Below are 21732 nucleotides of genomic sequence, written 5' to 3'. Positions count from 1 at the left end.
GGGCCCGGCGCGGAGTCGCTGCGCTCCCGCGCCGGGCGGCCTGCGTGAGTGGTTGCGCCCCTCTTCTCTCAGTCGCCGTGATGGGTGCGAGCAAGCCGGGCGATCCGGCCGGCCTCGCCGGACGCCCAGCAGGAGCCGTCCCCGGCGCAGGCGACCGCGTCGAAGCTGCCGGTGTCGAAGCGCCGCCAGGTCACGCCACCGTCATAGGAGATGTCACTGCCGGTCGGGCCCACGGCCAGCGCGGTCCGGCCCCGGCCCGTCCACGCCACCCCGGAGCGGTACTCCCCCGGAACCGTCCGCGCGACCGTCCAGCGCCGCCCGCCGTCCCGGCTCACCGCCGCCCCGTCCGGAGCCGCCGCCGGAGTCACGTAATCCCCGCCCACGGCAAGCCCTTCCACAGCCCGGCCTCCCACCGCCCGCGCGCCCTCGACCCGGCCGCTCGCCGCCGCCCGCGCGTCCTCCGCCCGGCCGGCGCCGTGGTGGCGCGGCGACTCGCGGAACGCGAGGCCGTAGATGCCGGCGCTCGGCCCGCCCGGGATCGGGGAGTCGCTCACCGACCAGGTGCGGCCGAAGTCCGACGACGCGAAGACCCGGGAGGTGGTGGCGCCGCCGGTCGCGAACCAGGCCCGGCTGCCCGACGTCACGAGGCAGGTGCCGCTCGCCGCGAAGGCGAACTCGCCCGGCAGCGCCTCGGGCATGCCGGCGTCGGAGCGGACCTGCCAGCTGCGCCCGCCGTCCCGGGTCGCCAGGATGCGGAACCGGCCGCCGACCGGGTCGGAGAGGGCCAGGCCGTTCCGCCGGTCGGAGAAGTCGAGGCAGTCGTAGAAGGCGGCCGGGTCCTCGTTGCGGAACGCCTCGGTCCAGGAGCGGCCGCCGTCCGCGGTCCGGTAGATCCGGGACTCGGCGCCGGCGCCGATCGTCAGCGCCACCGCGGTGCGCGCTTCGAACGCCTCGATGTCGCGGAACTGCAGGGCCGCCGCCTCCGGGGGGCCGACCGAGGACCAGGAGGCGCCGCCGTCCCGGGTGCGCAGGATCGTCCCGGCCGAGCCGGCGGCCCACGCCACGGAGGCGCTGACCGGGGCGAGACCGCGGAACCGGGCCGTCGAGCCGGTGTCGGTGAGCTGCCAGGAGGGACCGGAGCCCGGGGTGAAGCCGGTGCCGGTGATCATGACGAGAGCCAGAGCTGGGATCGACAACTTTCGCTGCAATGTCATGCTGGCAACCTACGATCAGGCGTTCAAATAGGCCAGGACCGCCAGCACCCGGCGGTGGTCGTCGTCGGACGGCGGCAGGTCCAGCTTCGTGAAGATGCTGCTGATGTGCTTGCTCACGGCCTTCTCGCCGATGAAGAGCTTGCCGGCGATGGCCCCGTTCGACCGGCCCTCGGCCATCAGCGACAGCACCTCGCGTTCCCGGGCGGTCAGCGCCGCGAGCGGCGGCTCGTGCCGGGCCAGCAGCTGCGACACCACCTCGGGGTCCATCGCGGTGCCGCCGGCCGCGACCCGGCGGACCGCGTCGACGAACTGGGCCACGTGCGAGACCCGGTCCTTCAGCAGGTAGCCGACGCCGCCCTTGCGGTCGCTCAGCAGCTCGCGGGCGTAGAGCGGCTCGACGTGCTGGGACAGCACCAGCACCGGCAGCCCGGGCACCTCGGTCCGCGCCGCGATCGCCGCCTGGAGGCCCTCGTCGGTGAACGTCGGCGGCAGGCGCACGTCCACCACGGCGACGTCCGGGCGGTTCTCGATCAGGGACGGCAGCAGCGACGGTCCGTTGTCGACCGCCGCCACCACCTTGAAGTCGTACGCCTCCAGGAGCCGGGTCAGACCGTCCCGGAGGAGGGCGAGATCCTCGGCGATGACAACGCGCACGGCAGCTCCATGGTCACGACGGTCGGCCCACCCGGCGGGCTGGACAGGCTCATCGTGCCATCGAAGGCGGCGAGACGGCGTTCGATGCCCTGCAGCCCGGTGCCCCGGGACGGGTCGGCGCCGCCCAGACCGTCGTCGCTGATCCGCATGGTCAGCATGCCGTCGTCGTGCCGGAGCTGCACCTCGCAGTGGCGCGCGAAGCTGTGCCGGGTCACGTTGGCGAGGACCTCGGCGACCGCGAAGTACGCCGCGGACTCCACCGGCGTGTCGAGCCGGCCGGCAACGGCCGCGCCGACCGTCGTCGGGATCGGCAGGGCCATGGCGAGGGCCCGGACCGCCCCCTCCAGCCCGCGCTCGGCGAGCACCGGCGGGTGGATGCCGCGCACGAGGTGACGCAGCTCGGTGAGCGCGTCCGAGCTGACCTCCCGCGCCTCGGCGAGCAGCTTGCGGGCCATCGCCGGGTCGCTGGCCACCAGTTCCTCGGCCAGCCCGATCGTCATGCCGAGCGAGACGAGCCGGGCCTGCGCGCCGTCGTGCAGGTCGCGTTCGATGCGGCGCAGCTCGGCGGCCTGCGAGTCGAGGTTCTCGGCCCGGGTGGTGGTCAGGTGGCTGACCCGCAGGCGCAGCTCGGCGTTGCGGGTGGGGGCCAGGAAGAGCCGGGTGAACCAGGCGTCGGCGCCGCGCAGGTAGGGCGCCATCGCGAGGCCGATCGCGAGGATGACGGTGCCCTGCGGCAGCGACAGGAAGCCCTCGCCGACCGTCTCGATCGGCCAGATCGCGCCGTAGCCGTACTCCCCGGTGCCCAGCCAGATCCAGAGCGGCAGCAGGACGATGCCCTCGATGCCGTAGAGCGGGACCGCCAGCGACAGCACGCCGAGCACCAGGCCGGCCACCGCGCCCGGGAGCAGCCAGGCGAAGTCCCGCCAGGTCGCCGGGTCGGTGATGATCCACCGGTACCGCCCGAGCAGCCCCGCCGACGCCGGGCGGGGGCGGTACGGCCGGGCGATCGGCATGCCGAACGTCGCCGAGAGCCGCCGGGCGATCCGGGCCCGGAACCGGATCAGCGCGGTCACCAGCGGCAGCAGCACGAGCCCGATGCCGAGCACCGGGGTGAGCACCAGGGAGAGCACGAACAGGACGAAGAGCGGGATGTTCGTGATGGCGAGCGCCACGCTGAGCACCCCGCCGGCCACGGCCTTGACACCGTCTCTGATCCAGTCACGCGAATCCATGTCCTCATCCTGGCCCGCACGCGCCAGCCCTGTCGGTAGTGCCAGCCCTACCACCGGCGGGGAGCTGGCACTCCTGACTCCTCCGCGTACGCGCCGGAGGCTGGATCACATGACTACGACAGCCGCATCACGGGCGACCGGCAGCGACTTCGCGGAGCTGAGCCGCCGGATCAACGCGGCCGGCCTGCTGCGCCGGCGGCCCGCCTACTACGCCCTCCGCCTCTCCTGTGTCGCGCTCGCCCTGATCGCCGGCTGGACCGCGTTCTTCGTGATCGGGTCGTCGTGGTGGACCCTCGCGGTGGCCGCCTTCCTGGCCGTCGTGTTCGCGCAGACCGCCCTCGTCGCGCACGATCTCGCCCATCGCCAGGTCTTCCGGACGAACAAGCCGAGCGCCCGGGCCGGGCTGATCGCCGGCAACCTGGCGATCGGCATGTCCTACGGGTACTGGATGGACAAGCACACGAAGCACCACGCCAACCCGAACCACGACGACCTGGACCCGGACGTCGGCCCCGGCGTCCTGGTGTGGAACGAGGAGAACGCGCACGGCTTCGTCGCGAAGTATCAGGCGTACCTGTTCTTCCCGCTGCTCACGCTGCTCGGCCTCTCCCTCAAGAAGGACAGCGTCAAGGCCCTGCTGAACGGCACGGTGAAGCGGCCCGCGCTCGAGGGCGCCCTGCTCGGCGCCCATCTGATCGGGTACGTCGCCGCGCTGCTGCTCGTCCTCTCCCCCGTGCAGGCGCTGGCCTTCTTCGCCGTCCACCAGGCGCTCTTCGGCCTCTACCTCGGCCTCACCTTCGCCCCGAACCACAAGGGCATGCCGCACCCCGACGGCACCGAGGACTTCCTCCGCAAGCAGGTGCTGACCTCGCGCAACGTCCGGGGTGGCCGGTTCGTCGACGTGGCGCTCGGCGGCCTGAACTACCAGATCGAGCACCACCTGTTCCCGGCCATGCCGACCCCGAACCTGCGCCGGGCCCAGCCTCTGGTGCAGCGCTACTGCGCCGAGATCGGCGTCCCGTACGAGATCACGAGCCTCACCGACTCGTACGCCCAGGCGCTGCGTCACCTGCACGAGGTGGGCGCCCCGCTACGGGCGCGGAATGTTCCGTAGGTTGGTCCGGGCCAGGTCGAGCATCTGGCCCACCCCGCCGCCCAGCACCGTCCGGCCGACGCCCAGCGCGAACCCGGCCGCCTCCTCCGCGGAGAGGTGCGGCGGGAGCTCCAGGGCGTTCGGGTCGGTCACCACGTCGAGGACGGCCGGCCCGTCGTGGCCGAGGAACTCGCGCACGGCCTGCCGGAGGTCACCGGGTTTCTCGACCCGGATGCCCAGGATGCCGGCGCCGCGCGCGATGGCGGCGAAGTCGACCGCCTCGTGGTCGGTCCCGAACGGCGGGGCGCCCGCCACCAGCATCTCCAGCCGGACCATGCCGAGGCTGGAGTTGTTGAAGACCACGGTCTTGACCGGCAGGTCGTGCAGCTTCGCGGTGAGCAGCTCGCCGAGGAGCATCGCGAGGCCGCCGTCGCCGGACATCGAGACGACCTGCCGCCCGGGGAAGGCCTTCTGCGCGCCGAGCGCCTGCGGCAGCGCGTTCGCCATGGTGCCGTGCACCCAGGAGCCGAGCAGCCGGCGCCGGCCGTTCGGGGTGATGTAGCGGGCGATCCAGGTGCAGCACATGCCGGTGTCGGCCGTGAAGATCGCGTCGGCGGCCGCCTCCCGGTCCAGGGTCGCGGCGACGTACTCGGGGTGGATCGGGGTGAGGTGCTCGACGTCGTGGGTGTACGCGCCGACCACCCGCTCGAGCTCCTCGGAATGCTTGCCGAGCATCCGGTCCAGGAAGTCGCGGTTCTTGCGGTGCAGCTTCGGCAGCAGCGCCCGGATCGTCGCGCCGACGTCACCGGCGACGCCCTGCACGAGCGGGGTGCGCCGGCCCAGCCGGGACGGGTCGATGTCCACCTGGACGGTGTTCGCGCCGGGCAGGAACTGCCGGTACGGGAAGTCCGTCCCGAGCAGCAGCAGGAGGTCCGCCTCGTGACTGGCCTGGAAGCACGCGCCGTAGCCGAGCAGCCCGGACATGCCCACGTCGAACGGGTTGTCGTACTGCAGCGACTCCTTGCCGCGCAGGCTGTGCCCGACCGGGGCGGCGAGCACGTCGGCCAGCTTCAGCACCTCGTCCCGGGCGCCGGCGCACCCGATCCCGCCGAAGATCGTCACGGTGCCGGCCTGGTTGATCCGCTCGGCCAGCTCCTCGATCACGGCCGGGTCCGGCGCGCCGATCACCGGGCCGGCCGGGCGGTGGGCCGTACCGGTCTCGTTCACGGCCTTCGCCGAGAGCACGTCGCCCGGCACCACGAGCACCGCGGCGCCGCGCTTGCCGATCGCCTCCTGGATCGCGACCCGGGCCATCCGCGGCATCTGCCCGGCCGAGGAGAGCAGCTCGGTGAAGTGGCTCGCCTGCCCGAACAGCTGCTTCGGGTCGGTCTCCTGGAAGAAGCCGGTGCCGATCTCGGTGGAGACGATCTGCGAGGCGATCGCGAGCACCGGCGCGCCGGACCGGTGCGCGTCGAAGATCCCCTGAATGAGGTGCGTGTTGCCCGGCCCGCAGCTGCCCGCGCAGACCGTGAGCCGCCCGGTGAGCTGCGCTTCCGCCGACGCCGCGAACGCCGCCGCCTCCTCGTTGTGCACGTGCACCCACTCGATCGCCCCGCTGCGCCGGATCGCGTCGCTCAGCGAGTTGAGGCTGTCCCCCACGATCCCGTAGATCCGCTCGACGCCGGCCTGCACCAGCACCTCGACCAGTTGATCGGCGACCGTCTGCTTCGTCCCGAACATCCCTGCCTCCACCCTGTCGGCTACCGCTCCGGCTTACCCGCGCGCCGCGGCGCGCGAACGGGGACGTGCGTCTCACCCTGGGCGTTTCGCCCGCGCTTCCCCCTTCGGTACGCCGGAAGCACCGTGGATCGAGGGGAACGCGAGACGGGAGGGGCTGGTGGGCGTATTGTCGTTGAGTCCGGGTCGGGGGGCCGGGAGCACATCGGTCCACCCGGCTGCCGGGTGGGCGCGGGCGGCCCTCTTTCGTGAAGGCCGTTCGCGGGTAGGGTCGAGCGGATTCGACGACCCGGCCGGGGCAGACGCAGGTAACCGGTTACCGCACGACGCAGCCAGCGTCACTGCAGGTGACGGCCCTTGTTTAACCGGCGGGGCATTTGGCGTTTGCATAGGATTAAGGTCTAGAGTGCCGCGCGTGAAGGTGACCTTGCAGGAGATCCGGGAGCGGACCTACAAGCCGGTTGACGCGTGGTGGACCGTGCTTCTGGTCGACCCGTTGGCGTCCCGGCTGGTGCGTCAGGTCGCGCCCTATCGGTGGATCACGCCGAACGTTCTTACCCTCGTCGCGACCGTCATCGGCGTGGGCGCGATGGTCTGCTTCGCCACCGGTGAGCGCTGGGGTCTGATCGCCGGCGCCGTGCTCTTCCACCTGAGCTTCGTCGTCGACTGCATGGACGGCAAGATCGCCCGGCTGAACGGGACCGGCACGATCTTCGGGCAGTGGCTCGACTTCGTCCTCGACCGGGTCCGCGTCTTCTTCTGCGCCATCACGCTCTTCGGCGGGCAGTACCTGCAGACCGAGAACATCGCCTACCTCTGGGTCATGGCGGTCGCGGTCTTCCTCGACCTCTTCCGGTACCTGAACGGCCAGCAGATGGCGAAGGTCCGCCGGGTCATGCGCGAGCAGATCGAGGCGCTCCGCCCCGAGATCGCCTCGGCGGCCTCGGTAGCCCCAATGGCCTCGGTTGCCTCGGTTGCCTCGGCTGCCTCGGCTGCCTCGGTCGCCGCCGGGACCGCCGAGCCGGTCAGCGCCGCCCCCGCCGCGGCCCCGGCCGCCCGGCCGTCGCTCAAGCGCCGGGTCGGCGACACGCTGCGGCGCAACCGGATCCGCACGCACCTGTTCAGCGGCATCGAGTACGAGATGTTCGTCTTCATCGTCGGCCCGCTGCTCGGCCTGGTCATCCCGGTCACCATCCTGGCCGGCGCCGGACTGCTCGTCTTCGAGATGTTCCTCATCCTGAAGCTGCTCCGGGCCTGCCAGCAGCACCCGGCGAAGCTGGCGAAGGCCGAGGCCGAGTACGCCGCCTGGCAGTCCGGCCAGGTTCCGGCGGCGCCCGCCCCGGCACCCGCCGCCCCGATCTCCGGCATCCCGACCACGGTCTGAACGGCTCCCGCACGAAAGCACCCCCGGCGTCCTCGCCGGGGGTGCTCCTGTTTTGCACCCCTCCGGTGATCCACCCTCCCGTCGAACCGCCGATCGGGAGCGCATGAACAGGGAGAACGTGCCGCTCACGGTGAAGCTGCAACTCGTCAGCGCGAACTCGGGACGGCCCGTGCCCGGCTACGAGGTGAGCCTCTGGCACTGCGACCGCGACTCCCGGGGCCGGCAGACCAGCGACCCCTCCGGATGGGTGACGTTCCCGAGCGCCTTCCCGGGCGGGTACGCCGGCCACTGGCCGCACGTGCACTTCGAGGTGTTCCGCGACGACCTCGGCCCGGTGCACGCCGCCCAGCTCGCCTTCCCCGGCGACGACAGGCACACCATGGCGCTCTCCACCGACGCCTGCTTCACCGGCGGCTGGCAGCTGGAGATCCCCTCGGTGACCGGCGACGCCCACCGAGGCCTGGTAGCCACCCGAAGCATCACCCTCTAAACCCCTCTCCTCCCCTCCCCTCCCACCGCGCGTCCCCTCCGCGCGCCGCTGCCTCCCGCCCGCGATCTTGTTGATTTGCACAGGAACGGTGCGCCGCGCATCAACAAGATCGCGCGTAAGCGGAGCGGTACGGTGCGGGTGGGCGGCGCGGGTGGGCGGCGCGGGCGGCGCGGATGGGCGGCACGGGCGGCGCGGATGGGCGGCGCGGATGGGCGGCACGGGCGGCGCGGATGGGCGGCGCGGATGGGCAGCACGGCGGCGCGGGTGGCACGACTGGGCGGCGCGGCCGGGTGGCGCCGCTGACGGCCTGACCTGCGCGAGGGCTTCTGGCCGGCCCCGGGATCGGGGACTGACAGGAGGAGGGCGCAACCACTCACGCACGTGGCCCGGACCGGCGAGCGTAGCGAGGCTGGGCCGGGCACCTCGGCGGGAGCGGCGGTCTGCACCATCCACCCCGCTACGACATATGCCTTAAATCCCTTTAAAGCACGAAAGCATCCGTCCACAGCTGCCGCGAACGTCCGGAGAGCGCCTCCATCAACCCGACGGCCTGTCCATCCGTCAGGCCCGCCACGAAGTCGATGACGGCGCGGCCTCGTGCCCGGCCGATGCGCTCGGGTGTGCCCGGCGGGAGTTCCGCCTCGGCGAGTTCGACCAGGTCGCGCAGCCGGCGCGGGAGGCGCTGTTCCTCGTCGGGGTCGGTGAGCCAGGCCAGCAGGGCCTCGACGAGGGAGGCGAGGAGGCGCGCCTGGCCGCGCTGGTGCAGGGCCAGATCGGGGCGTTCCAGGACGAAGCGGTTCTGGACGAACTTGAGGATCTGCACCTCGTGCCACTGCGCCCGCGCCAGCTGGACGTGACCGCTCCGGATCGCGGGCTGGCCGATCAGCTCGATGGAGTCGACGAGGCGGCGGGTCCAGTTCGCGGAGAAGGCGGCTACGCGCGCCTCGGCCTCGATGGAGCCGTCGAACGGGCGGGCCAGCAGGCCGTCGACGAGTTCGGCGCGGACCAGCTCGACGGCGCCGGCGAACGCGTCGTCGTCGGCGATCCAGCCGTCCTTGCGGTGCAGCTGGCGGCGGAGGGACTCGATGGCACCGCCTGCCCGATTCAGATCGGCCTCGTGGCCCCAGCGCTGCCAGGCCATCAGCTCGGCCGCCACGGCGCCCTGCTGGAGGACGCCGACCCGGTGCACGTCCTCGAGGTCGTGGATGGCGTAGGCGATGTCGTCGGCCGTGTCCATCACCGACGCCTCGACGGTCTGCTGCCAGTCGGCGACCCGGCCCGCGAACGGTGCCCGTGCAGCGCGCATATCCGAAATTTCCGTCGAATAAGCACCGAACTTCAGCGAACCGCCGTCGGGATCGTCAGGCACCGCAGCGGCACCCCGGGGCGCCGGGTCCATGAAGCGCGGGTGCGGATCGGGGTGGTCGCGCCGCGTCCACGGATATTTCAGAATTGCCGCACGAACGGCATTTGTCAGATTCAGCCCGATCGTCGCCTGGCCCCGTACCTCGGTGCTCGTCACGATGCGGTACGACTGAGCATTGCCCTCGAACCCGTCCCGCAACCGGAGACGATGACGGGCCAGACCGTCGAGAACCCGCTCACCGAGATGGCCGAAAGGCGGGTGCCCGAGATCGTGAGCCAGAGCGGCGGCTTCCACGACATCGGGATCGCAGCCACCCAATTTGTCCACCAGATCCGGGTCGGAAGCAGAAACCCGCTCCGCGATCGCCCGCCCGACCTGGGCCACCTTGAGGCTGTGGGTGAGCCGGTTGTGCACCAGCAGACCCGCCCCGCCGGGGCTGATCACCTGGGTGACACCGGCGAGGCGGGCGAGGAAGGGGGAGCTGACGATCCGGTCGCGGTCCACCCGGTAGGGGCTCGACGCGAGATCGCCCGGGGCGACGAGACTGTCGCCGAAAAGGCGCTGAGCACGGGGATCGTCCATGCCCGGGAGATTAGCGCGACTGCAGCGCGTCCAACGCGACGGCCATCGCCACGACCAGCCGGCGGTCCAGGTAGGGGTCGTGGACGGTCACCTCGAACCTGTCCCGCAGGCCCCACTTGCGCACCACCGAGAACGCCGGGCGGTCCCCGATCGTGAAGTCGAAGTGGTAGGGCAGCCAGGACAGCGAGTCGACGAAGCGGCGCAGGATCGCGACGAGCTGGCTGCGCTCCTGGCCCACCATCTCGGCGTATCCGGGCTGCTGCAGCACCCACGTGGAGCGCAGCAGGGAGGCGCCGAAGGCCTTCTTGAACTCCCCGATCGGCTGGCCGTGCGCGTCCGTCACGTCGTAGGTGGCGCCCAGGTCGATCACCTGCCGCGCCTTGAAGCCGAGCAGCGGCGTCTGCTTGGTGTCGTCGGTGTAGAGGGTCACCTGCTCCTTGAAGGCGAGGCGCTTCTGCTGAGCGAACGCCAGCACGCCGGCCTCACGTCCGTCGGGGCCGACGGCGTGCACCTCGTACTGGTTGACCATGAAACGGATCCGTTGCCGGACGATGAGGCTCTGCTGAGCCTGAAGGGTGTCGAGCGTCACGACGCGAGTGTTTCACGCGGTCCCGGTGGTCGCGCACCCCCGTCAACGGTCAAACTGTGGGGATGGCGAAGCGACCGCGTACCCGTACCGTGTTGGCTCTGGCCCTGGGGGCCGCGGCGGTGTGGGCCGCCCGCGACATCCCCCGGCAGATCGGCGGGAGGTCCCGCGGTGACCGCCGTACCCGCGTCGAGGCGTCGCCGCAGTTCGCCGACGGCAAGTTCCGCAACACCGTGCCCGCCACCATGGTCGCCGCCGCGTCGATGCCGAAGGTCTTCGCCGCCACCCTGACCGGCCGCGAGGCCCGCCACCCGCACCAGCCGGTCCCGGTCGTCACGCCGGCGCCGGGCCTGGACGCGTCCGGGCTGCACGTGACCTGGTACGGCCACTCCTCGGCGCTCGTCGAGATCGAGGGCCGGCGCATCCTGCTCGACCCGGTCTGGAGCGACCGCTGCTCGCCGTCCCGGCTCACCGGCCCGCGCCGCCTGCACGAGCCGCCGCTGCCGCTGCGCGAACTGCCCCCGCTCGACGCCGTGCTGATCTCCCACGACCACTACGACCACCTCGACATGGTGACCATCCAGAACCTGGTCGACCTGCAGGCCGCGCCCTTCCTGGTGCCGCTCGGCGTCGGCGCCCACCTGGAGCGCTGGGGTGTCCCGCCGACCCGCATCATCGAGCTCGACTGGAACGAGAAGGCCAAGGTCAACGGCATCGATCTGGTGGCGACGCCGGCCCGGCACTTCTCCGGCCGCGGCTTCAACCGGGACGAGACGCTCTGGTCGAGCTGGGTCATCGCCGGCCCGACCCGCAAGGTCTTCTACTCGGGCGACACCGGATACTTCCCCGGGTTCGCCGAGATCGGCGCCGAGCACGGCCCCTTCGACGCGACGCTGGTGCAGGTCGGCGCCTATGGCGACGCCTGGCCCGACATCCACATGCTCCCCGAGGACGGCGTCGCCATGCACGTCGACGTCCGCGGCGGCCTGATGATCCCGGTCCACTGGGCCACCTTCAACCTGGCCCTGCACGACTGGTCCGAGCCCGCCGACCGCACCTGGCGCGAGGCGAAGGCCCGCGACGTCAGCCTCGCCATCCCCCGCCCCGGCGAGCGCGTCGACGTCGACAACCCGCCGCCCGTCGACGGCTGGTGGCAGCAGATCGCCTGAAAGATCAAAATCAGGCTGTCGCAGCGGGGTGGGTGGTGCCGGCCGTCGCTCACGCCGAGGGCCCGGCGCGGAGTCGCTTCGCTCCCGCGCCGGGCGGCCTGCGTGAGTGGTCGCGCCCCTTTCCTCTCAGTCCCGTGGCCGTCCGCGGCGGATCCGGATGACGGTGGCCGTTCTGTCAGGATGAGGTCATGGGCCATCAGCCTCAGCATCCAGCGTCGTCCGGCCGGGTCCGCGCCGAGCCGACACCTCAGACCACCTGGACTACGGTGGGTCGGTGATCGACTTCTCCAGCCCATCCGTTTTCAAGCTCAACCCGTGCGATCCCGCCACCATCTATCCGCAGGTAGCGCCGCTGCTCATTCCCGGTGAACAGCTGGTCGTCGCCTTCCGGACGACTCGTGACTTCGTGGTCTTCACCAACAAGCGTCTGATCGCGGTCAACGTACAGGGCATGACCGGCAAGAAGGTGGACTACACGTCGCTGCCGTACAACAAGATCCAAGCCTTCTCGGTCGAGACGGCAGGCAGCTTCGACCGGGATACCGAGCTGGAACTGTGGTTCAGCGGCCTCGGCAAGGTCCGCCTGGAGTTCAAGGCGAACGCTGACATCCGCCAGTTGGGTCAGATGATCGCCGGTTACGTCCTCTGACCGGTTGCCGGCGATACCTGCCCCAGGTCACTGGTCGCCTACCACCACCGACCTCGATCGAAATCTAGATCAGCAGGCCGCCGGTCGCCCTGATGTTCTGGCCGGTCACCCAGCCGGCGTCCGGCGAGACCAGATAGGCGACCACCGCGGCGACGTCGTCCGGTGTGCCGAGCCGGCCCAGGGCCGTGGCGGCCGCCGTCTGCGAAAGGGCGGCCGGCGAGTTCGTGGCCCGCAGGAGATCCGTGTCGGTGGCACCCGGCGAGACGGTGTTGACCGTGATGGACCGCGGGCCCAGCTCCCGGGCGGCCACCGCGGTGACCTGTTCGAGGGCCGCCTTGCTCGCCCCGTAGAGCGCCCCACCCGGCGCCGGGATCACCGTGTTGAGCGACGAGAGGTTGACGATGCGGCCCGGCGACCGGAGCAGCGGGATCGCGGCCCGGATCGCGAACAGCGGGAACTTCGCGTTGATCGTCATGACCCGGTCGAAGGCGGCGGGCGTGAGTTCGGCGATCGGCGTGGGTTCGCTGACGGCGGCGTTGTTGACCAGGATGTCCAGTCCGCCGGCGACCGGCGCGAACATGTCCGGCAGCGAGGCCAGATCGGCCTGATCGCACCGGACGGCCTCGGCGCCGGTCTCGGCCGCCAGGGCGGCGGCCTCCTCGGCGGACGCGCGATAGGTGAACACGACCCGCGCCCCGTCCCGGGCCAGGCGCCGGACCACGGCCCGCCCGATACCCCGCGAGCCGCCGGTGACCAGCGCCGTCCTGCCGTTCAGCGGTTTCGTCATGCCCCGGACGCTAGGGGGCGGCCGGCTCCGGCGTCTTGAACGAATGCGTCAGGGCGGCCCTCAGCGCGGCCGGGGTGAGGCCGGACCGGGCGCGGATCTCGCGGCAGAGGTGGGGCTGGTCCGCGTACCCGGCGTCGATCGCGACCCGCGCCGGTGCCTCGCCCGCCGCCAGCATCCGCACGGCGCGCTGGAACCGGGTCGTGCGCGCGACAGTGCCGGGGGTGAGGCCGACGTCGCGCCGGAAGTCCCGTTCGAGCCGGCGGCGGCTGACGCCCAGATCCGCGGCGACGTCCCCGACCGGGTGGCCGCGCTGGAGTACGTGCCAGGCGGCGTTCACCAGCGTGCCGGCCGTGGCGTCCGGGCTGAGGCGGGCGCCGAACCACTCGTCGAGGATGGTGAAGCGCCCGGCCCAGGAACCGGCCGCCGCCAGCCGGGCCGCCAGCAGCTCGTCGCCGGCGCCGAGCACTGCGTCCAGCGGGACCGTCGAACCGGCCAGGGCGCTCATCGGCAGGCCGAGCAGCGCGGACACCCCGGCCGGCGTCAACCCGGCGGAGACGCCGTACCCCCACACCACCTCCCGCAGGACCCCGAAGGCCGGCGCGCAGCCCGACACCACCCGCCCGGCCCCGGCAATGTCGACGACGATCACGGCGGCGTTGAGGGGAAGGACCCGATGCGCGACCGGCCCGTCGCGGAAGAAGCCGCTGTAGCCCGCTATCAGCCCGCGCAGCGACGGGTGCGGCCGCCCGGTGACCGACGCGCAGGGCGGGCCGGCCGGGACGAGCGGCAGGGAGTGGATCACGCCGGGCGCAGGCGGAGGGCTCCCGGTGCGTGGGCCGGGACGGCCGGGGAGCGGGGCGGGATCGGGGTGAGGCGGACGTAGTCCCCGCCCAGGGGCGGGCGCTCGTCGGCGGCGCCCTTGTTGGGCCAGAGCGCGATGGCCCGTTCGGCGAGGGCCGTGATGGTCAGGGACGGGTTGACGCCGAGGTTGGCCGGTACGGCGGAGCCGTCCACCACGTGCAGGCCGGGATAGCCGAAGACCCGGTGGTACGCGTCGACGACCCCCTCCGACGCCGTCGCGCCGATCGTCGCCCCGCCGAGGATGTGCGCCGTGAGCGGGATGTCGAAGATGTCGCCGACGGTTCCGCCGGGGAAGCCGCCGATCCGGTCGGCGAGCCGCCGTACGGCCTCGTGCCCCACCGGGATCCAGGTCGGGTTGGGGCTGCCGTGTCCGGGTGTCGTGGTGAGCCGGCCGCGCCGGGTGCGCCGGACCGTCAGCGAGTTGTCCACCGACTGCATGACCAGCGCGATGATGGTCCGCTCGCTCCACCGCCGGACGGAGAGCGAATGCGCCAGCACGACCGGGTGGCGCATCGCCTGCCAGAGGAACCTGAGCGGCCGCGGCACCCGGCCGCCGCCGTCGACGAGCAGCGTGGAGAGCAGGCCCATGGCGTTGCTGCCGGGGCCGTACCGGACCGGCTCGATGTGGGTGTCGGCGTCCGGGTGGAACGACGAGGTGATCGCGATGCCCCGGTTGTACGGCTCCGCGGGCACGTCCTTCACGGCGGCGCCGAGCAGCGCCTCCGAGTTGGTCCGGGTCAGCTCGCCGAGCCGGTCGGAGAGCCGGGGCAGCACCCCGGTGTCCTTCATGGCGTGCAGCAGCCGCTGGGTGCCGAGCGCGCCGGCCGAGAGGATCACCTGATCGGCGGTGAACGGGCCGTTCGTCGTCTCCAGCCGCCAGCCGGGGCGGAGCGACGTCACCTCGGTGTCCGGGTGCACGGTCACCCCGGCCTTCTCGGCCAGGTACAGGTAGTTGACGTCGAGCCGGTTCTTCGCGCCGACCCGGCAGCCGATCATGCAGTTGCCGCATTCGACGCAGCCGGTGCGGTCCGGTCCGGCGCCGCCGAAGTAGGGGTCCGGCACGGTCTTCCCGGGCTCGCCGAAATAGACGCCGACCGGGGTGCGGCGGAACGTGTGCCCGACACCCATGTCGTCGGCGACCTGCTTGATCGCCACGTCGGACGGCGTCATGGTGGGCTGTTCGGTGACGCCGAGCATCCGGGACGCCTGGTCGTAGAAGGGCGCCAGCTCGTCGGCCCAGTCGGTGATCCCGGACCAGCGCGGGTCGGCGAAGAACGGCGCGGGCGGCCGGTAGAGGGTGTTCGCGTAGACCAGCGATCCGCCGCCGACCCCGGCCGCGGAGAGCACCATGATGTCCTTGAGCAGCGTGATCCGCTGCATGCCGCGCATCCCGAGGCGCGGGGCCCAGAGGAAGTTGCGCAGGTCCCAGGACGTGGTGGGCAGGGTGTCGGGGGTGAAGCGGCGGCCGGCCTCGAGGACGCCGACCCGGTAACCCTTCTCCGCCAGGCGCAGGGCGCTGACGCTGCCGCCGAATCCACTGCCCACGACGACGATGTCGTAATGCGTCATCGCATCACCTAAGCATTACCGGCGAGTAACCGGAAGACCTATCGCTGATAGACGGTCATCGAATGACCCACCTCGGCGACCGGGGTGCTCGACTCGATGAGGCGTTTCAGCCGGCCGGTGGCGAGGGCGACGCGGGAGTCGGAGACGACGAGCAGGCCTCGTACCTGATCCTCCGGCACGTCGAAGGGGTTGCGCGACCTGATCCCGTAGTAGGACGGCACCCCGGCGCCCTTGTAGACGAGCCAGGCCTCCCGGCCGTCCAGGTAGGCGCTCAGCCGGGGCAGATCCTGTCCCCAGTCGACGTTCGCGTCATGAAGGTTCTCATGGGTGTTCGCCGTGCCGCCGAATACGATGTTCGAGTAGGGCAGATAGGTCGGAAACGTCATGACGGATCCCGCTGCCACCGTCGCGACCAGGGCGGCCGTGCCGATCCGGGCCCACCGCCACCGCCACAGCGCCACCGTCCCGGCCGCCACCGCCAGGAAGAGCGGCATGAAGATCACGTAGCGGGTGCCGAAGTTGCGCGCCCCGGTCATCGTCACCAGCATCAGCACGGCCGAGACCGGCAGCAGGTAGAGCGCGGCGGCCCGCAGCCGCGGCAGCACCAGCAGGGTGACCGCACCGGCCGCCCAGAGCAGCATCATCCCGACCGGCGTCTTGATCAGCAGGGCGACCGGCATGTAGTACCACGGCGAACCCCGGTAGGACTCGCCCAGCAGGAAGCCGTTGTAGAGCTTGTCCTCGAACCCGAACTGCACCAGCATGCCGTCGCGGTAGGCCTGCGGGAACGGCATGAGATCCACGGCGAGCCCCTTGAGCCCGCCCGGGTGCGGCAGATCCGGCGGGGTGGTCCAGCGCAGCCGGGGGTCGACGGCCAGATAGGACAGCCAGACGACGGCGATCGCGATGATCCCCACCCCGACGGCCGCGCCCGCGACGAGCAGCATCCTGGTGCGCAACCGCGGGCGCGAGGCTTGCGCCTTCCACATCGAAAGAGCCACGATCAAGATCAGGATGGGCACGGCGGGAAGCACGCTCATCCGGGTGGCGAGGGCGGCCCCCAGTGCCACCCCGGCGAGGGGCAGATACAGCTTCGGCCGTTCCCGGGCCCGCCACGCCGTCCAGAAGGCGATCAGGAGCAGCCCGGCGGCCGGCACGTCCAGGGTGGCGAGCGAACCGTGCGCGATCACGTCGGGGGAGAACGCGTACAGGGCCAGCGCGATCAGCCCGCCGGCCGGCCCGGCCAGGTCGCGGGCGAACGCCAGCACCACCAGTCCGAAGGCGAGCGTGAGCAGGATGATCGGCAGCCGGGCCAGCAGCATCAGCCGGAAGGGGTTGTTGCCGCTCTCGTAGAGCAGGTGCCGCCCGAGCCGCGTCTGGTTCCCCTCGAACGCCGGATCCAGCGTGGCGCCGCCGAACGCCAGGCCGGCCGCGATGGCCAGCTTGCCGAGCGGCGGGTGCTCCGGGTTGTAGCGCAGGCTGTGCTGCTGCCGGTACACCTCGGCGGCGCCGACGTAGACCGGCTCGTCGATGGTCGGCGACTGGCTCACCGCCGTGGTGACCATCGCGAACGCCATCTGCCCGAGAAGCGCGACGACGGCGAGCAGGTAGAACAGGCGGCGTCGCGGCATCGGGCAAATCTAGCCCGCCGGTCGCGCGATCTCGTTGATGCGCGCCGCCGGTGCCGGAGGGGTGCTGGTCAGCGGGCCAGGTGGAAGCCCGCCGCCAGCAGCCCCAGAAGCACGACGGCCGTCGCCACCGCTAATCGGACGGTGTGCAGCCACGCCACCCGGCGGTTGGCGCGCAGGCCCTGCTTCGCCGCCGCCACCTCGTGCCACGCCGCCTGGCACCGGCCCAGCCGGTAGGCGATCGCCAGCAGACCGCCGGCGGTGAGTGCGACGCTCAGATACCGCATGGGAACCTCCTGGATGCTCGTTGTGAACAGCCAGTCTGGGCTCCGCCAACCCCAATATTCCAGGGGATGTCACGACATATACGGACCGGAACCCCACGCCGCGGCACGAACCTTCTGTCGCCTATCGGTCAGTCGAATCGTCCGAATTTTCCAGAGAGGACGAAGCGGGCACACAGACCTTCACGGCGCCCGGAACGACCGACGCCGTGAACTTCCGGGTCTTCGCCCGCGCCCCGCCGTCGAGCTCGTACTCGAGCTTCGACTCCAGCTTCACGTCCACCCGGCGTGCCCGGGTCATCCGGACGAAGGGTGAACTGTCCGAGCGGCCGACCGCCATGGTGCCCAGCGCCCGCGCCCACTGCAGCGCGCCCTGCGCCGTGGCCACCCCGACGTCGAGCCACCCGTCGTCCGGAACGGCGTCGTCGAAGGCCTGGATCCCGCCGGTGATCGTCCCGACGTTCCCGATCAGCACACAGCTGGCCTCGTCGTCGAACCAGTCCACACCGTCCACCTTGATCTTCGCCCGGGGCGCGTCGCCGTTCACGTGGCGGATGCCGGTCCAGACGTAGGACAGCTTGCCGAGCCGGTCCTTGAGCGCGCCGTCGGCGTCCTTGATCATGGCGCCGTCGAAGCCGATACCGGCCATCACGGCGAAGTGCTCGCCCTCCAGGAGCCCGAGGTCGAAGCGGCGGCGGTCGCCGTGGAAGGCGATGTCCACCGCCTTCTCGAGATCCTCGGGGATCCCCAGGTTGGTGGCGAAGAGGTTCCCCGTGCCGGCCGGCATGATCGCGACCGGGACCTTGCTGCCGCCCTCGGTGGAGGCGAGCACGTCGAGGGAACGCTGGACCATCCCGTCGCCGCCCCAGACGATCAGCAGGTCGACGCCGGCCTTGACGGCCTTACGGACCTGCTTGGGCGCCTTGCGGCTCTTCGGGACCTCGAACCAGAGCAGCTTCTCGACACCCTGGCCGGTGATGCGCCGGCGCAGTTCGTCGAGTCCGCCACCGAGGTTCTTCCGCTGGTGGGCAACGACGGCGATCGTGCGGGGGGTACGCATGCCGCCGCCGTACCCAAAAAAGCGGACCGACCAAACAGTCAGCGGAATCCGAAGCGGCTCCGCTTCTTGCGGCCGAACATGCTCTGCATCGTGTCGGCGCCCTGGCGCAGCAGCCGGGTGGTGCGCGTGGCACCGTGCCGCCGCTCCAGGGAGGCGCTCAGCTTACGGGCGCCGGCCGCGCCGAGCGGGACGAGGACGGCGGTCAGAACCATTTTGCGGGCCAAATTCCAGATCATGCCGTTCTGCATACCCAGAAAGCACGATCAACTCACCGTGTCGCGCATGCGCTGCTCGGCCACCTTGCTCCGGATCACCATGAGCCGCAGCTCGAGCTCGTCGGCGACGATCGAGGCGAGGTGCTCGAGGGCTTTGAGCTGGCGCGGGCCGGCCTCCCGGGGACGGCTGTCGATCACGTTGACGGTGCCGAGGCGGTAGCCGTCGTGGGTGCGGATCGGCGCGGCCGCGTAGAAGCGGAGACCCAGCTCGCCCCGGACCAGCGGGTGGTCGAGCGTCCGGGCGTCGACCGCCGCGTTGTTGATCACGTAGACGTCGTCCTGGGCGATCACCGAGGCGCACAGCCCCGGCTCCTTGCCGACCTCGCGGACGCCGGGCAGGCCCTGGCAGGCCGCCAGCCAGACCCGGTCCTGCTCGACCAGGGAGACCGTCGCGATCGGCGTCTCGAAGATCGCACCGGCCACGAAGGCGATCCGGTCGTACGCGTCCTCGACCGGCTGATCGACCATGCGGTAGCGGCGCACGGCCGCGAGCCGGGCCTCCTCGCTGTCGCGGGGGCCGACGTTGTCCAAGTATTCGTAGGCGTGAGACGACGCTGTCATGGACGCCAGCCTATGTCCTATCTCACAGGAACGTCGCACACCGGGTCAGTCAGAACCGGGCGAACGACCGGATCGGCATCCGCGGGCCGAACTTCGGGGCGCCGATCCCGCCGAGGGCGAACAGGTCGCAGACCCTCCCCCGGTGCCCGCGGAACGGCTCCAGCAGCTCCAGCATCCTCTCGTCGGTGCCCCGGGTCTCGCCGGCGAGCGCCCATGCCACCGTGTTCGGGATGTGGAAGTCGCCGACGCTCACCGCGTCCGGATCGCCGTACGCATGACGCACCACCTCGGCGGCGGTCCACGGGCCGATGCCGGGCAGCGCGGTCATCCGGGCCGTCGCCTCGGCCGCGTCGGCGCATCGCTCCAGCCGCTCGGCCACCACCGCGGCGCGCAGCAGGGCCTGGGTGCGGCGCTGTTCCACGCCGAACGGGTGGAAGGCCCAGTAGGGCGTCGCCGCGATCGCGGCCGGGTCGGGCGGGAGCACGAGACCGGCCGGGCCGGGCGCCGGCTCCCCGAAGTGCCGGCAGATCGCCCGGTACGACCGGTGCGCCTCCTTGCCGGTGACCTTCTGCTCCAGGATCGCCCGCAGCAGGCGCGGGAAGACCAGCCCGGTGGACGGCAGGCGCACCCCGGCGAAGGTCCTGGCGAGCCGCGCGACGAGCGGGTTCCGCGCCGCGAGCTCGGGGAATCCGGTGAGGTCGTCCCGCAGCCCGGCGATGGCGTCGGCCCGGTCGGCCATCCAGGCGCCGCCCGGGCCGTGACCGGTCGCCACCAATTCCCCGGCGGTGCGGGCCAGGTGCAATGCCGCCGGCCCGTCCGGGGTACGGGCGGAGAGCCAGATCTCGGAGTCCCCGAGGACGCCGCACGGATCGTGTTTCGGCACGAGCAGGGGCCGCACCGAGGCGCCGAAGTGATAACGCTCGGGAGGCGTCATCCGGCGGGTCACGGTCACCGGGCAACTATGCCACTGTTCTTCTGCAAGAAGGCAGGCCTGTTCTTCTGCGAAAGGGCAGGCCGATGGCCCTGACCTTGCTCCGGGGTCAGGGCCATCGGGCGGTGAACCGGACACCCGAGAAAGGTCCGGCCACCCGGTGCGGAGTTCCTCCCGGTGGTGGCCGGGAGGCCCGTCACGTATCCGTCCGGCAGGGGAGAGGACGGCCGGCCGCGCCGAAGGGGGGTCCCGGACTCACGTCCGGTCCGGCGATGCCGTGTGACGGGGTACTCCGCGTCGGTGGTTCAGCTCGATGAAAGAGGCTCGATGAGGGGTCAGCCGCGCACCCGGATCCGCACCGAGTCGAAGGCGGGCGTCTGGTTGGCGCGCTCCATCATCGGCGTGCGGTGCGAACCGTCACCGGCCCACGAGGAGCACTGGAACGTGCCCGCCTCGGGCAGGCCCGGCACCTGGATGTTCACGGTGTCCGGCTGAGCGCCGCCCTGGCTGTCCTCGGTCGCCACGAAGAACGCCGGGACCGGCTCGGGCGCGGGCGCCTGGTTCTGGCTCTGCAGGATCCGGCACGCGGTGTGGAAGTGACCGCGGACCAGGCCGTTCTGCAGGACCGAGCTCTCCACGTAGTACCCGCCCTGGCCGGCCGCGAGGAAGCGGTCGCGGATCAGGTTCCGGGTGCTGACCGAGAGGGTGAACGGGGTGTTCACGTTGACCTGGCGGGGCGCCCGGGTGATCAGCAGCGTCGGGTTGTTGGCGGCCGAGCCGACCTCACCGAACTCGGTGGAGACGCAGCGGTCACCGCGCTGGAAGCCGTCGTGCGCCTCCAGGTTGCTGGTGTCGCAGCTGTTGGTCAGGATGCCGAGACCGGCGCCGGGCGGCGGGGTCGTCGGGTTCTCGGCCGGCGGCTGCTCCTCGGCCGGGGGCTGCTCCTCGGCCGGGGGCTGCTCCTCGGCGGGCGGCTGGTTGCCCTCGCCCTCGCCGTCGGCGGGCGGCTGGTTACCCTCGCCCTCACCGTCGGCGGGCGGCTGGTTGCCCTCACCCTCGCCGTCGGCGGGCGGCTGCGACTCCTCGCCCTCGGCGGGCGGCTGGGTCTCCTCGCCCTCGGCCGGCTGGCTGGCTTCCTCGGACGGGGCGGGGCTCTGCGCGCCGCCGTTGTTCCCGCCGTTGTTGTTGCCGCCGCCACCGTTGTTGTTGCCACCGTTGTTGCCGCCGCCGTTGCCGCGGCGGCGGGCCTGGGTGGTCGCCTCGGCGGCGCCCTCCTCGTTGGCGACGTTGTTCATCACCCACTGGCGGCACCGGGCCCGCACCTGGGCGGCGGTGGCCACGTCGCCGGCGCCGTCGTCGGCGTGCTGGGTGACCCGGCCGTTGTTGGTGGTGTAGGTACCCTGCCGGGTCTCCGTGGAGAGATCGACCGAGTTCGGGGCGGCCAGGTCGTCACAGGCGGCCAGGGCCCGCTTGGTGGTGCGGTCGGTGCTGGCGTTCGAGACCTGGGTGACGGTCACGATGCCGCCGAACGCGACCAGCGTGGCCGCGACGGCGATGATGCGGCGCCGACCGCTGAACCACGTCGGGGAACTGGCGCGCCGGTACTTGGACCTTCGCATG

Annotated in this window: 21 protein-coding genes; 5 read left to right on the top strand and 16 right to left on the bottom strand. The window is 71.8% G+C overall.

Features of this window, described 5'->3' with window-relative positions:
* Nucleotides 1–68: 68 nt before the first annotated feature.
* The 3 genes from AB0G10_RS04655 to AB0G10_RS04645 are packed head-to-tail and all read right to left on the bottom strand — an operon-like array spanning nucleotide 69 to nucleotide 3100.
* Nucleotides 69–1214 (bottom strand): oxidoreductase, encoded by a 1146-nt coding sequence (locus AB0G10_RS04655; protein WP_360916431.1) that lies wholly within the window; start codon nucleotides 1212–1214, stop codon nucleotides 69–71.
* A gap of 15 nt (nucleotides 1215–1229) precedes the next feature.
* A complete protein-coding gene (locus AB0G10_RS04650; RefSeq protein ID WP_360916428.1) occupies nucleotides 1230–1868 on the bottom strand; it encodes a response regulator transcription factor in 639 nt (212 codons plus the stop codon).
* Entirely contained in the window at nucleotides 1820–3100 is a 1281-nt protein-coding gene (locus tag AB0G10_RS04645; protein WP_360916425.1) for a sensor domain-containing protein, read from the bottom strand. The genes AB0G10_RS04650 and AB0G10_RS04645 overlap by 49 nt, the downstream gene beginning before the upstream one ends.
* A 109-nt stretch (nucleotides 3101–3209) precedes the next feature.
* Between AB0G10_RS04645 and AB0G10_RS04640 the strand changes: the two genes are divergently transcribed.
* Nucleotides 3210–4214 carry an acyl-CoA desaturase gene (locus AB0G10_RS04640; protein WP_360916422.1) on the top strand — a complete coding sequence of 335 codons (1005 nt, stop codon included), beginning with the start codon at nucleotides 3210–3212 and terminating at the stop codon, nucleotides 4212–4214.
* Here the strand turns inward: AB0G10_RS04640 and AB0G10_RS04635 are convergent.
* A complete protein-coding gene (locus AB0G10_RS04635; RefSeq protein WP_360916419.1) occupies nucleotides 4191–5933 on the bottom strand; it encodes a pyruvate dehydrogenase in 1743 nt (580 codons plus the stop codon). The two genes, AB0G10_RS04640 and AB0G10_RS04635, sit on opposite strands and share 24 nt — an antisense overlap.
* Before the next feature lie 412 nt (nucleotides 5934–6345).
* Between AB0G10_RS04635 and AB0G10_RS04630 the strand changes: the two genes are divergently transcribed.
* Both AB0G10_RS04630 and AB0G10_RS04625 read left to right on the top strand, forming a co-directional pair.
* Complete coding sequence (locus tag AB0G10_RS04630; RefSeq protein WP_360916416.1) at nucleotides 6346–7314, top strand: CDP-alcohol phosphatidyltransferase family protein; 969 nt, start codon at nucleotides 6346–6348, stop codon at nucleotides 7312–7314.
* Nucleotides 7315–7417: 103 nt separating this feature from the next.
* Nucleotides 7418–7804: a hypothetical protein gene (locus AB0G10_RS04625; protein ID WP_360916413.1), complete on the top strand. Its 387-nt coding sequence runs from the start codon at nucleotides 7418–7420 to the stop codon at nucleotides 7802–7804.
* Between the two features lie 481 nt (nucleotides 7805–8285).
* Here AB0G10_RS04625 and dgt read toward each other — a convergent pair whose 3' ends face one another.
* A complete protein-coding gene (gene dgt / locus AB0G10_RS04620) occupies nucleotides 8286–9752 on the bottom strand; it encodes a dGTP triphosphohydrolase (RefSeq protein ID WP_360916410.1) in 1467 nt (488 codons plus the stop codon).
* A 10-nt stretch (nucleotides 9753–9762) separates the two neighbouring features.
* On the bottom strand, nucleotides 9763–10341 hold the full coding sequence (locus tag AB0G10_RS04615; RefSeq protein ID WP_360916408.1) for a hypothetical protein: 579 nt from the start codon (nucleotides 10339–10341) through the stop codon (nucleotides 9763–9765).
* A gap of 62 nt (nucleotides 10342–10403) precedes the next feature.
* Between AB0G10_RS04615 and AB0G10_RS04610 the strand changes: the two genes are divergently transcribed.
* Both AB0G10_RS04610 and AB0G10_RS04605 read left to right on the top strand, forming a co-directional pair.
* Entirely contained in the window at nucleotides 10404–11507 is a 1104-nt protein-coding gene (locus AB0G10_RS04610) for an MBL fold metallo-hydrolase (RefSeq protein WP_360916405.1), read from the top strand.
* A 274-nt stretch (nucleotides 11508–11781) separates the two neighbouring features.
* Nucleotides 11782–12156, top strand: a complete 375-nt coding sequence (locus AB0G10_RS04605; RefSeq protein WP_360916402.1) for a PH domain-containing protein — start codon at nucleotides 11782–11784, stop codon at nucleotides 12154–12156.
* Between the two features lie 64 nt (nucleotides 12157–12220).
* Here AB0G10_RS04605 and AB0G10_RS04600 read toward each other — a convergent pair whose 3' ends face one another.
* The 10 genes from AB0G10_RS04600 to AB0G10_RS04555 all read right to left on the bottom strand — a co-directional run bounded on the left by AB0G10_RS04600 (nucleotide 12221) and on the right by AB0G10_RS04555 (nucleotide 21731).
* Nucleotides 12221–12943, bottom strand: coding sequence for an SDR family oxidoreductase (locus AB0G10_RS04600; RefSeq protein ID WP_360916399.1), 723 nt, complete (start codon nucleotides 12941–12943; stop codon nucleotides 12221–12223).
* Nucleotides 12944–12953: 10 nt separating this feature from the next.
* Entirely contained in the window at nucleotides 12954–13745 is a 792-nt protein-coding gene (locus AB0G10_RS04595) for an AraC family transcriptional regulator (RefSeq protein WP_360916396.1), read from the bottom strand.
* Nucleotides 13742–15373: a GMC family oxidoreductase gene (locus AB0G10_RS04590; protein WP_360916393.1), complete on the bottom strand. Its 1632-nt coding sequence runs from the start codon at nucleotides 15371–15373 to the stop codon at nucleotides 13742–13744. Before AB0G10_RS04590 ends, AB0G10_RS04595 begins: the two co-directional genes overlap by 4 nt.
* 38 nt (nucleotides 15374–15411) lie before the next feature.
* A complete protein-coding gene (locus AB0G10_RS04585; RefSeq protein ID WP_360916390.1) occupies nucleotides 15412–17004 on the bottom strand; it encodes a glycosyltransferase family 39 protein in 1593 nt (530 codons plus the stop codon).
* Between the two features lie 68 nt (nucleotides 17005–17072).
* Nucleotides 17073–17288 carry a hypothetical protein gene (locus tag AB0G10_RS04580; protein ID WP_360916387.1) on the bottom strand — a complete coding sequence of 72 codons (216 nt, stop codon included), beginning with the start codon at nucleotides 17286–17288 and terminating at the stop codon, nucleotides 17073–17075.
* 121 nt (nucleotides 17289–17409) lie between these two features.
* Nucleotides 17410–18345: a YegS/Rv2252/BmrU family lipid kinase gene (locus tag AB0G10_RS04575; RefSeq protein WP_360916384.1), complete on the bottom strand. Its 936-nt coding sequence runs from the start codon at nucleotides 18343–18345 to the stop codon at nucleotides 17410–17412.
* A gap of 38 nt (nucleotides 18346–18383) precedes the next feature.
* Nucleotides 18384–18581 (bottom strand): hypothetical protein, encoded by a 198-nt coding sequence (locus AB0G10_RS04570; RefSeq protein ID WP_360916381.1) that lies wholly within the window; start codon nucleotides 18579–18581, stop codon nucleotides 18384–18386.
* A 27-nt stretch (nucleotides 18582–18608) separates the two neighbouring features.
* On the bottom strand, nucleotides 18609–19181 hold the full coding sequence (locus AB0G10_RS04565; RefSeq protein WP_360916378.1) for a GAF domain-containing protein: 573 nt from the start codon (nucleotides 19179–19181) through the stop codon (nucleotides 18609–18611).
* Between the two features lie 49 nt (nucleotides 19182–19230).
* Complete coding sequence (locus AB0G10_RS04560; RefSeq protein ID WP_360917961.1) at nucleotides 19231–20115, bottom strand: DNA-3-methyladenine glycosylase 2 family protein; 885 nt, start codon at nucleotides 20113–20115, stop codon at nucleotides 19231–19233.
* A gap of 332 nt (nucleotides 20116–20447) precedes the next feature.
* Nucleotides 20448–21731: a Pecanex-like protein 1 gene (locus tag AB0G10_RS04555; RefSeq protein WP_360916375.1), complete on the bottom strand. Its 1284-nt coding sequence runs from the start codon at nucleotides 21729–21731 to the stop codon at nucleotides 20448–20450.
* Between the last annotated feature and the right edge of the window lies 1 nt (nucleotide 21732).

The organism is Actinoplanes sp. NPDC023714, assembly GCF_040639855.1.
Classification (GTDB): domain Bacteria; phylum Actinomycetota; class Actinomycetes; order Mycobacteriales; family Micromonosporaceae; genus Actinoplanes.
The sequence above is the reverse complement of the archived record's forward strand: the minus strand, read 5'-3'. Positions and strand labels throughout refer to the sequence as shown.

Bases quoted from the DNA above. Each gene is read 5' to 3' on its own strand.
- AB0G10_RS04655 (WP_360916431.1), bottom strand. From the start codon at position 1,214: ATGACATTGCAGCGAAAGTTGTCGATCCCAGCTCTGGCTCTCGTCATG.
- AB0G10_RS04645 (WP_360916425.1), bottom strand. From the start codon at position 3,100: ATGGATTCGCGTGACTGGATCAGAGACGGTGTCAAGGCCGTGGCCGGC.
- AB0G10_RS04640 (WP_360916422.1), top strand. From the start codon at position 3,210: ATGACTACGACAGCCGCATCACGGGCGACCGGCAGCGACTTCGCGGAG.
- AB0G10_RS04635 (WP_360916419.1), bottom strand. From the start codon at position 5,933: ATGTTCGGGACGAAGCAGACGGTCGCCGATCAACTGGTCGAGGTGCTG.
- AB0G10_RS04625 (WP_360916413.1), top strand. From the start codon at position 7,418: ATGAACAGGGAGAACGTGCCGCTCACGGTGAAGCTGCAACTCGTCAGC.
- dgt (WP_360916410.1), bottom strand. From the start codon at position 9,752: ATGGACGATCCCCGTGCTCAGCGCCTTTTCGGCGACAGTCTCGTCGCC.
- AB0G10_RS04610 (WP_360916405.1), top strand. From the start codon at position 10,404: ATGGCGAAGCGACCGCGTACCCGTACCGTGTTGGCTCTGGCCCTGGGG.
- AB0G10_RS04600 (WP_360916399.1), bottom strand. From the start codon at position 12,943: ATGACGAAACCGCTGAACGGCAGGACGGCGCTGGTCACCGGCGGCTCG.
- AB0G10_RS04590 (WP_360916393.1), bottom strand. From the start codon at position 15,373: ATGACGCATTACGACATCGTCGTCGTGGGCAGTGGATTCGGCGGCAGC.
- AB0G10_RS04585 (WP_360916390.1), bottom strand. From the start codon at position 17,004: ATGCCGCGACGCCGCCTGTTCTACCTGCTCGCCGTCGTCGCGCTTCTC.
- AB0G10_RS04580 (WP_360916387.1), bottom strand. From the start codon at position 17,288: ATGCGGTATCTGAGCGTCGCACTCACCGCCGGCGGTCTGCTGGCGATC.
- AB0G10_RS04575 (WP_360916384.1), bottom strand. From the start codon at position 18,345: ATGCGTACCCCCCGCACGATCGCCGTCGTTGCCCACCAGCGGAAGAAC.
- AB0G10_RS04570 (WP_360916381.1), bottom strand. From the start codon at position 18,581: ATGATCTGGAATTTGGCCCGCAAAATGGTTCTGACCGCCGTCCTCGTC.
- AB0G10_RS04565 (WP_360916378.1), bottom strand. From the start codon at position 19,181: ATGACAGCGTCGTCTCACGCCTACGAATACTTGGACAACGTCGGCCCC.
- AB0G10_RS04560 (WP_360917961.1), bottom strand. From the start codon at position 20,115: ATGACGCCTCCCGAGCGTTATCACTTCGGCGCCTCGGTGCGGCCCCTG.
- AB0G10_RS04555 (WP_360916375.1), bottom strand. From the start codon at position 21,731: ATGCGAAGGTCCAAGTACCGGCGCGCCAGTTCCCCGACGTGGTTCAGC.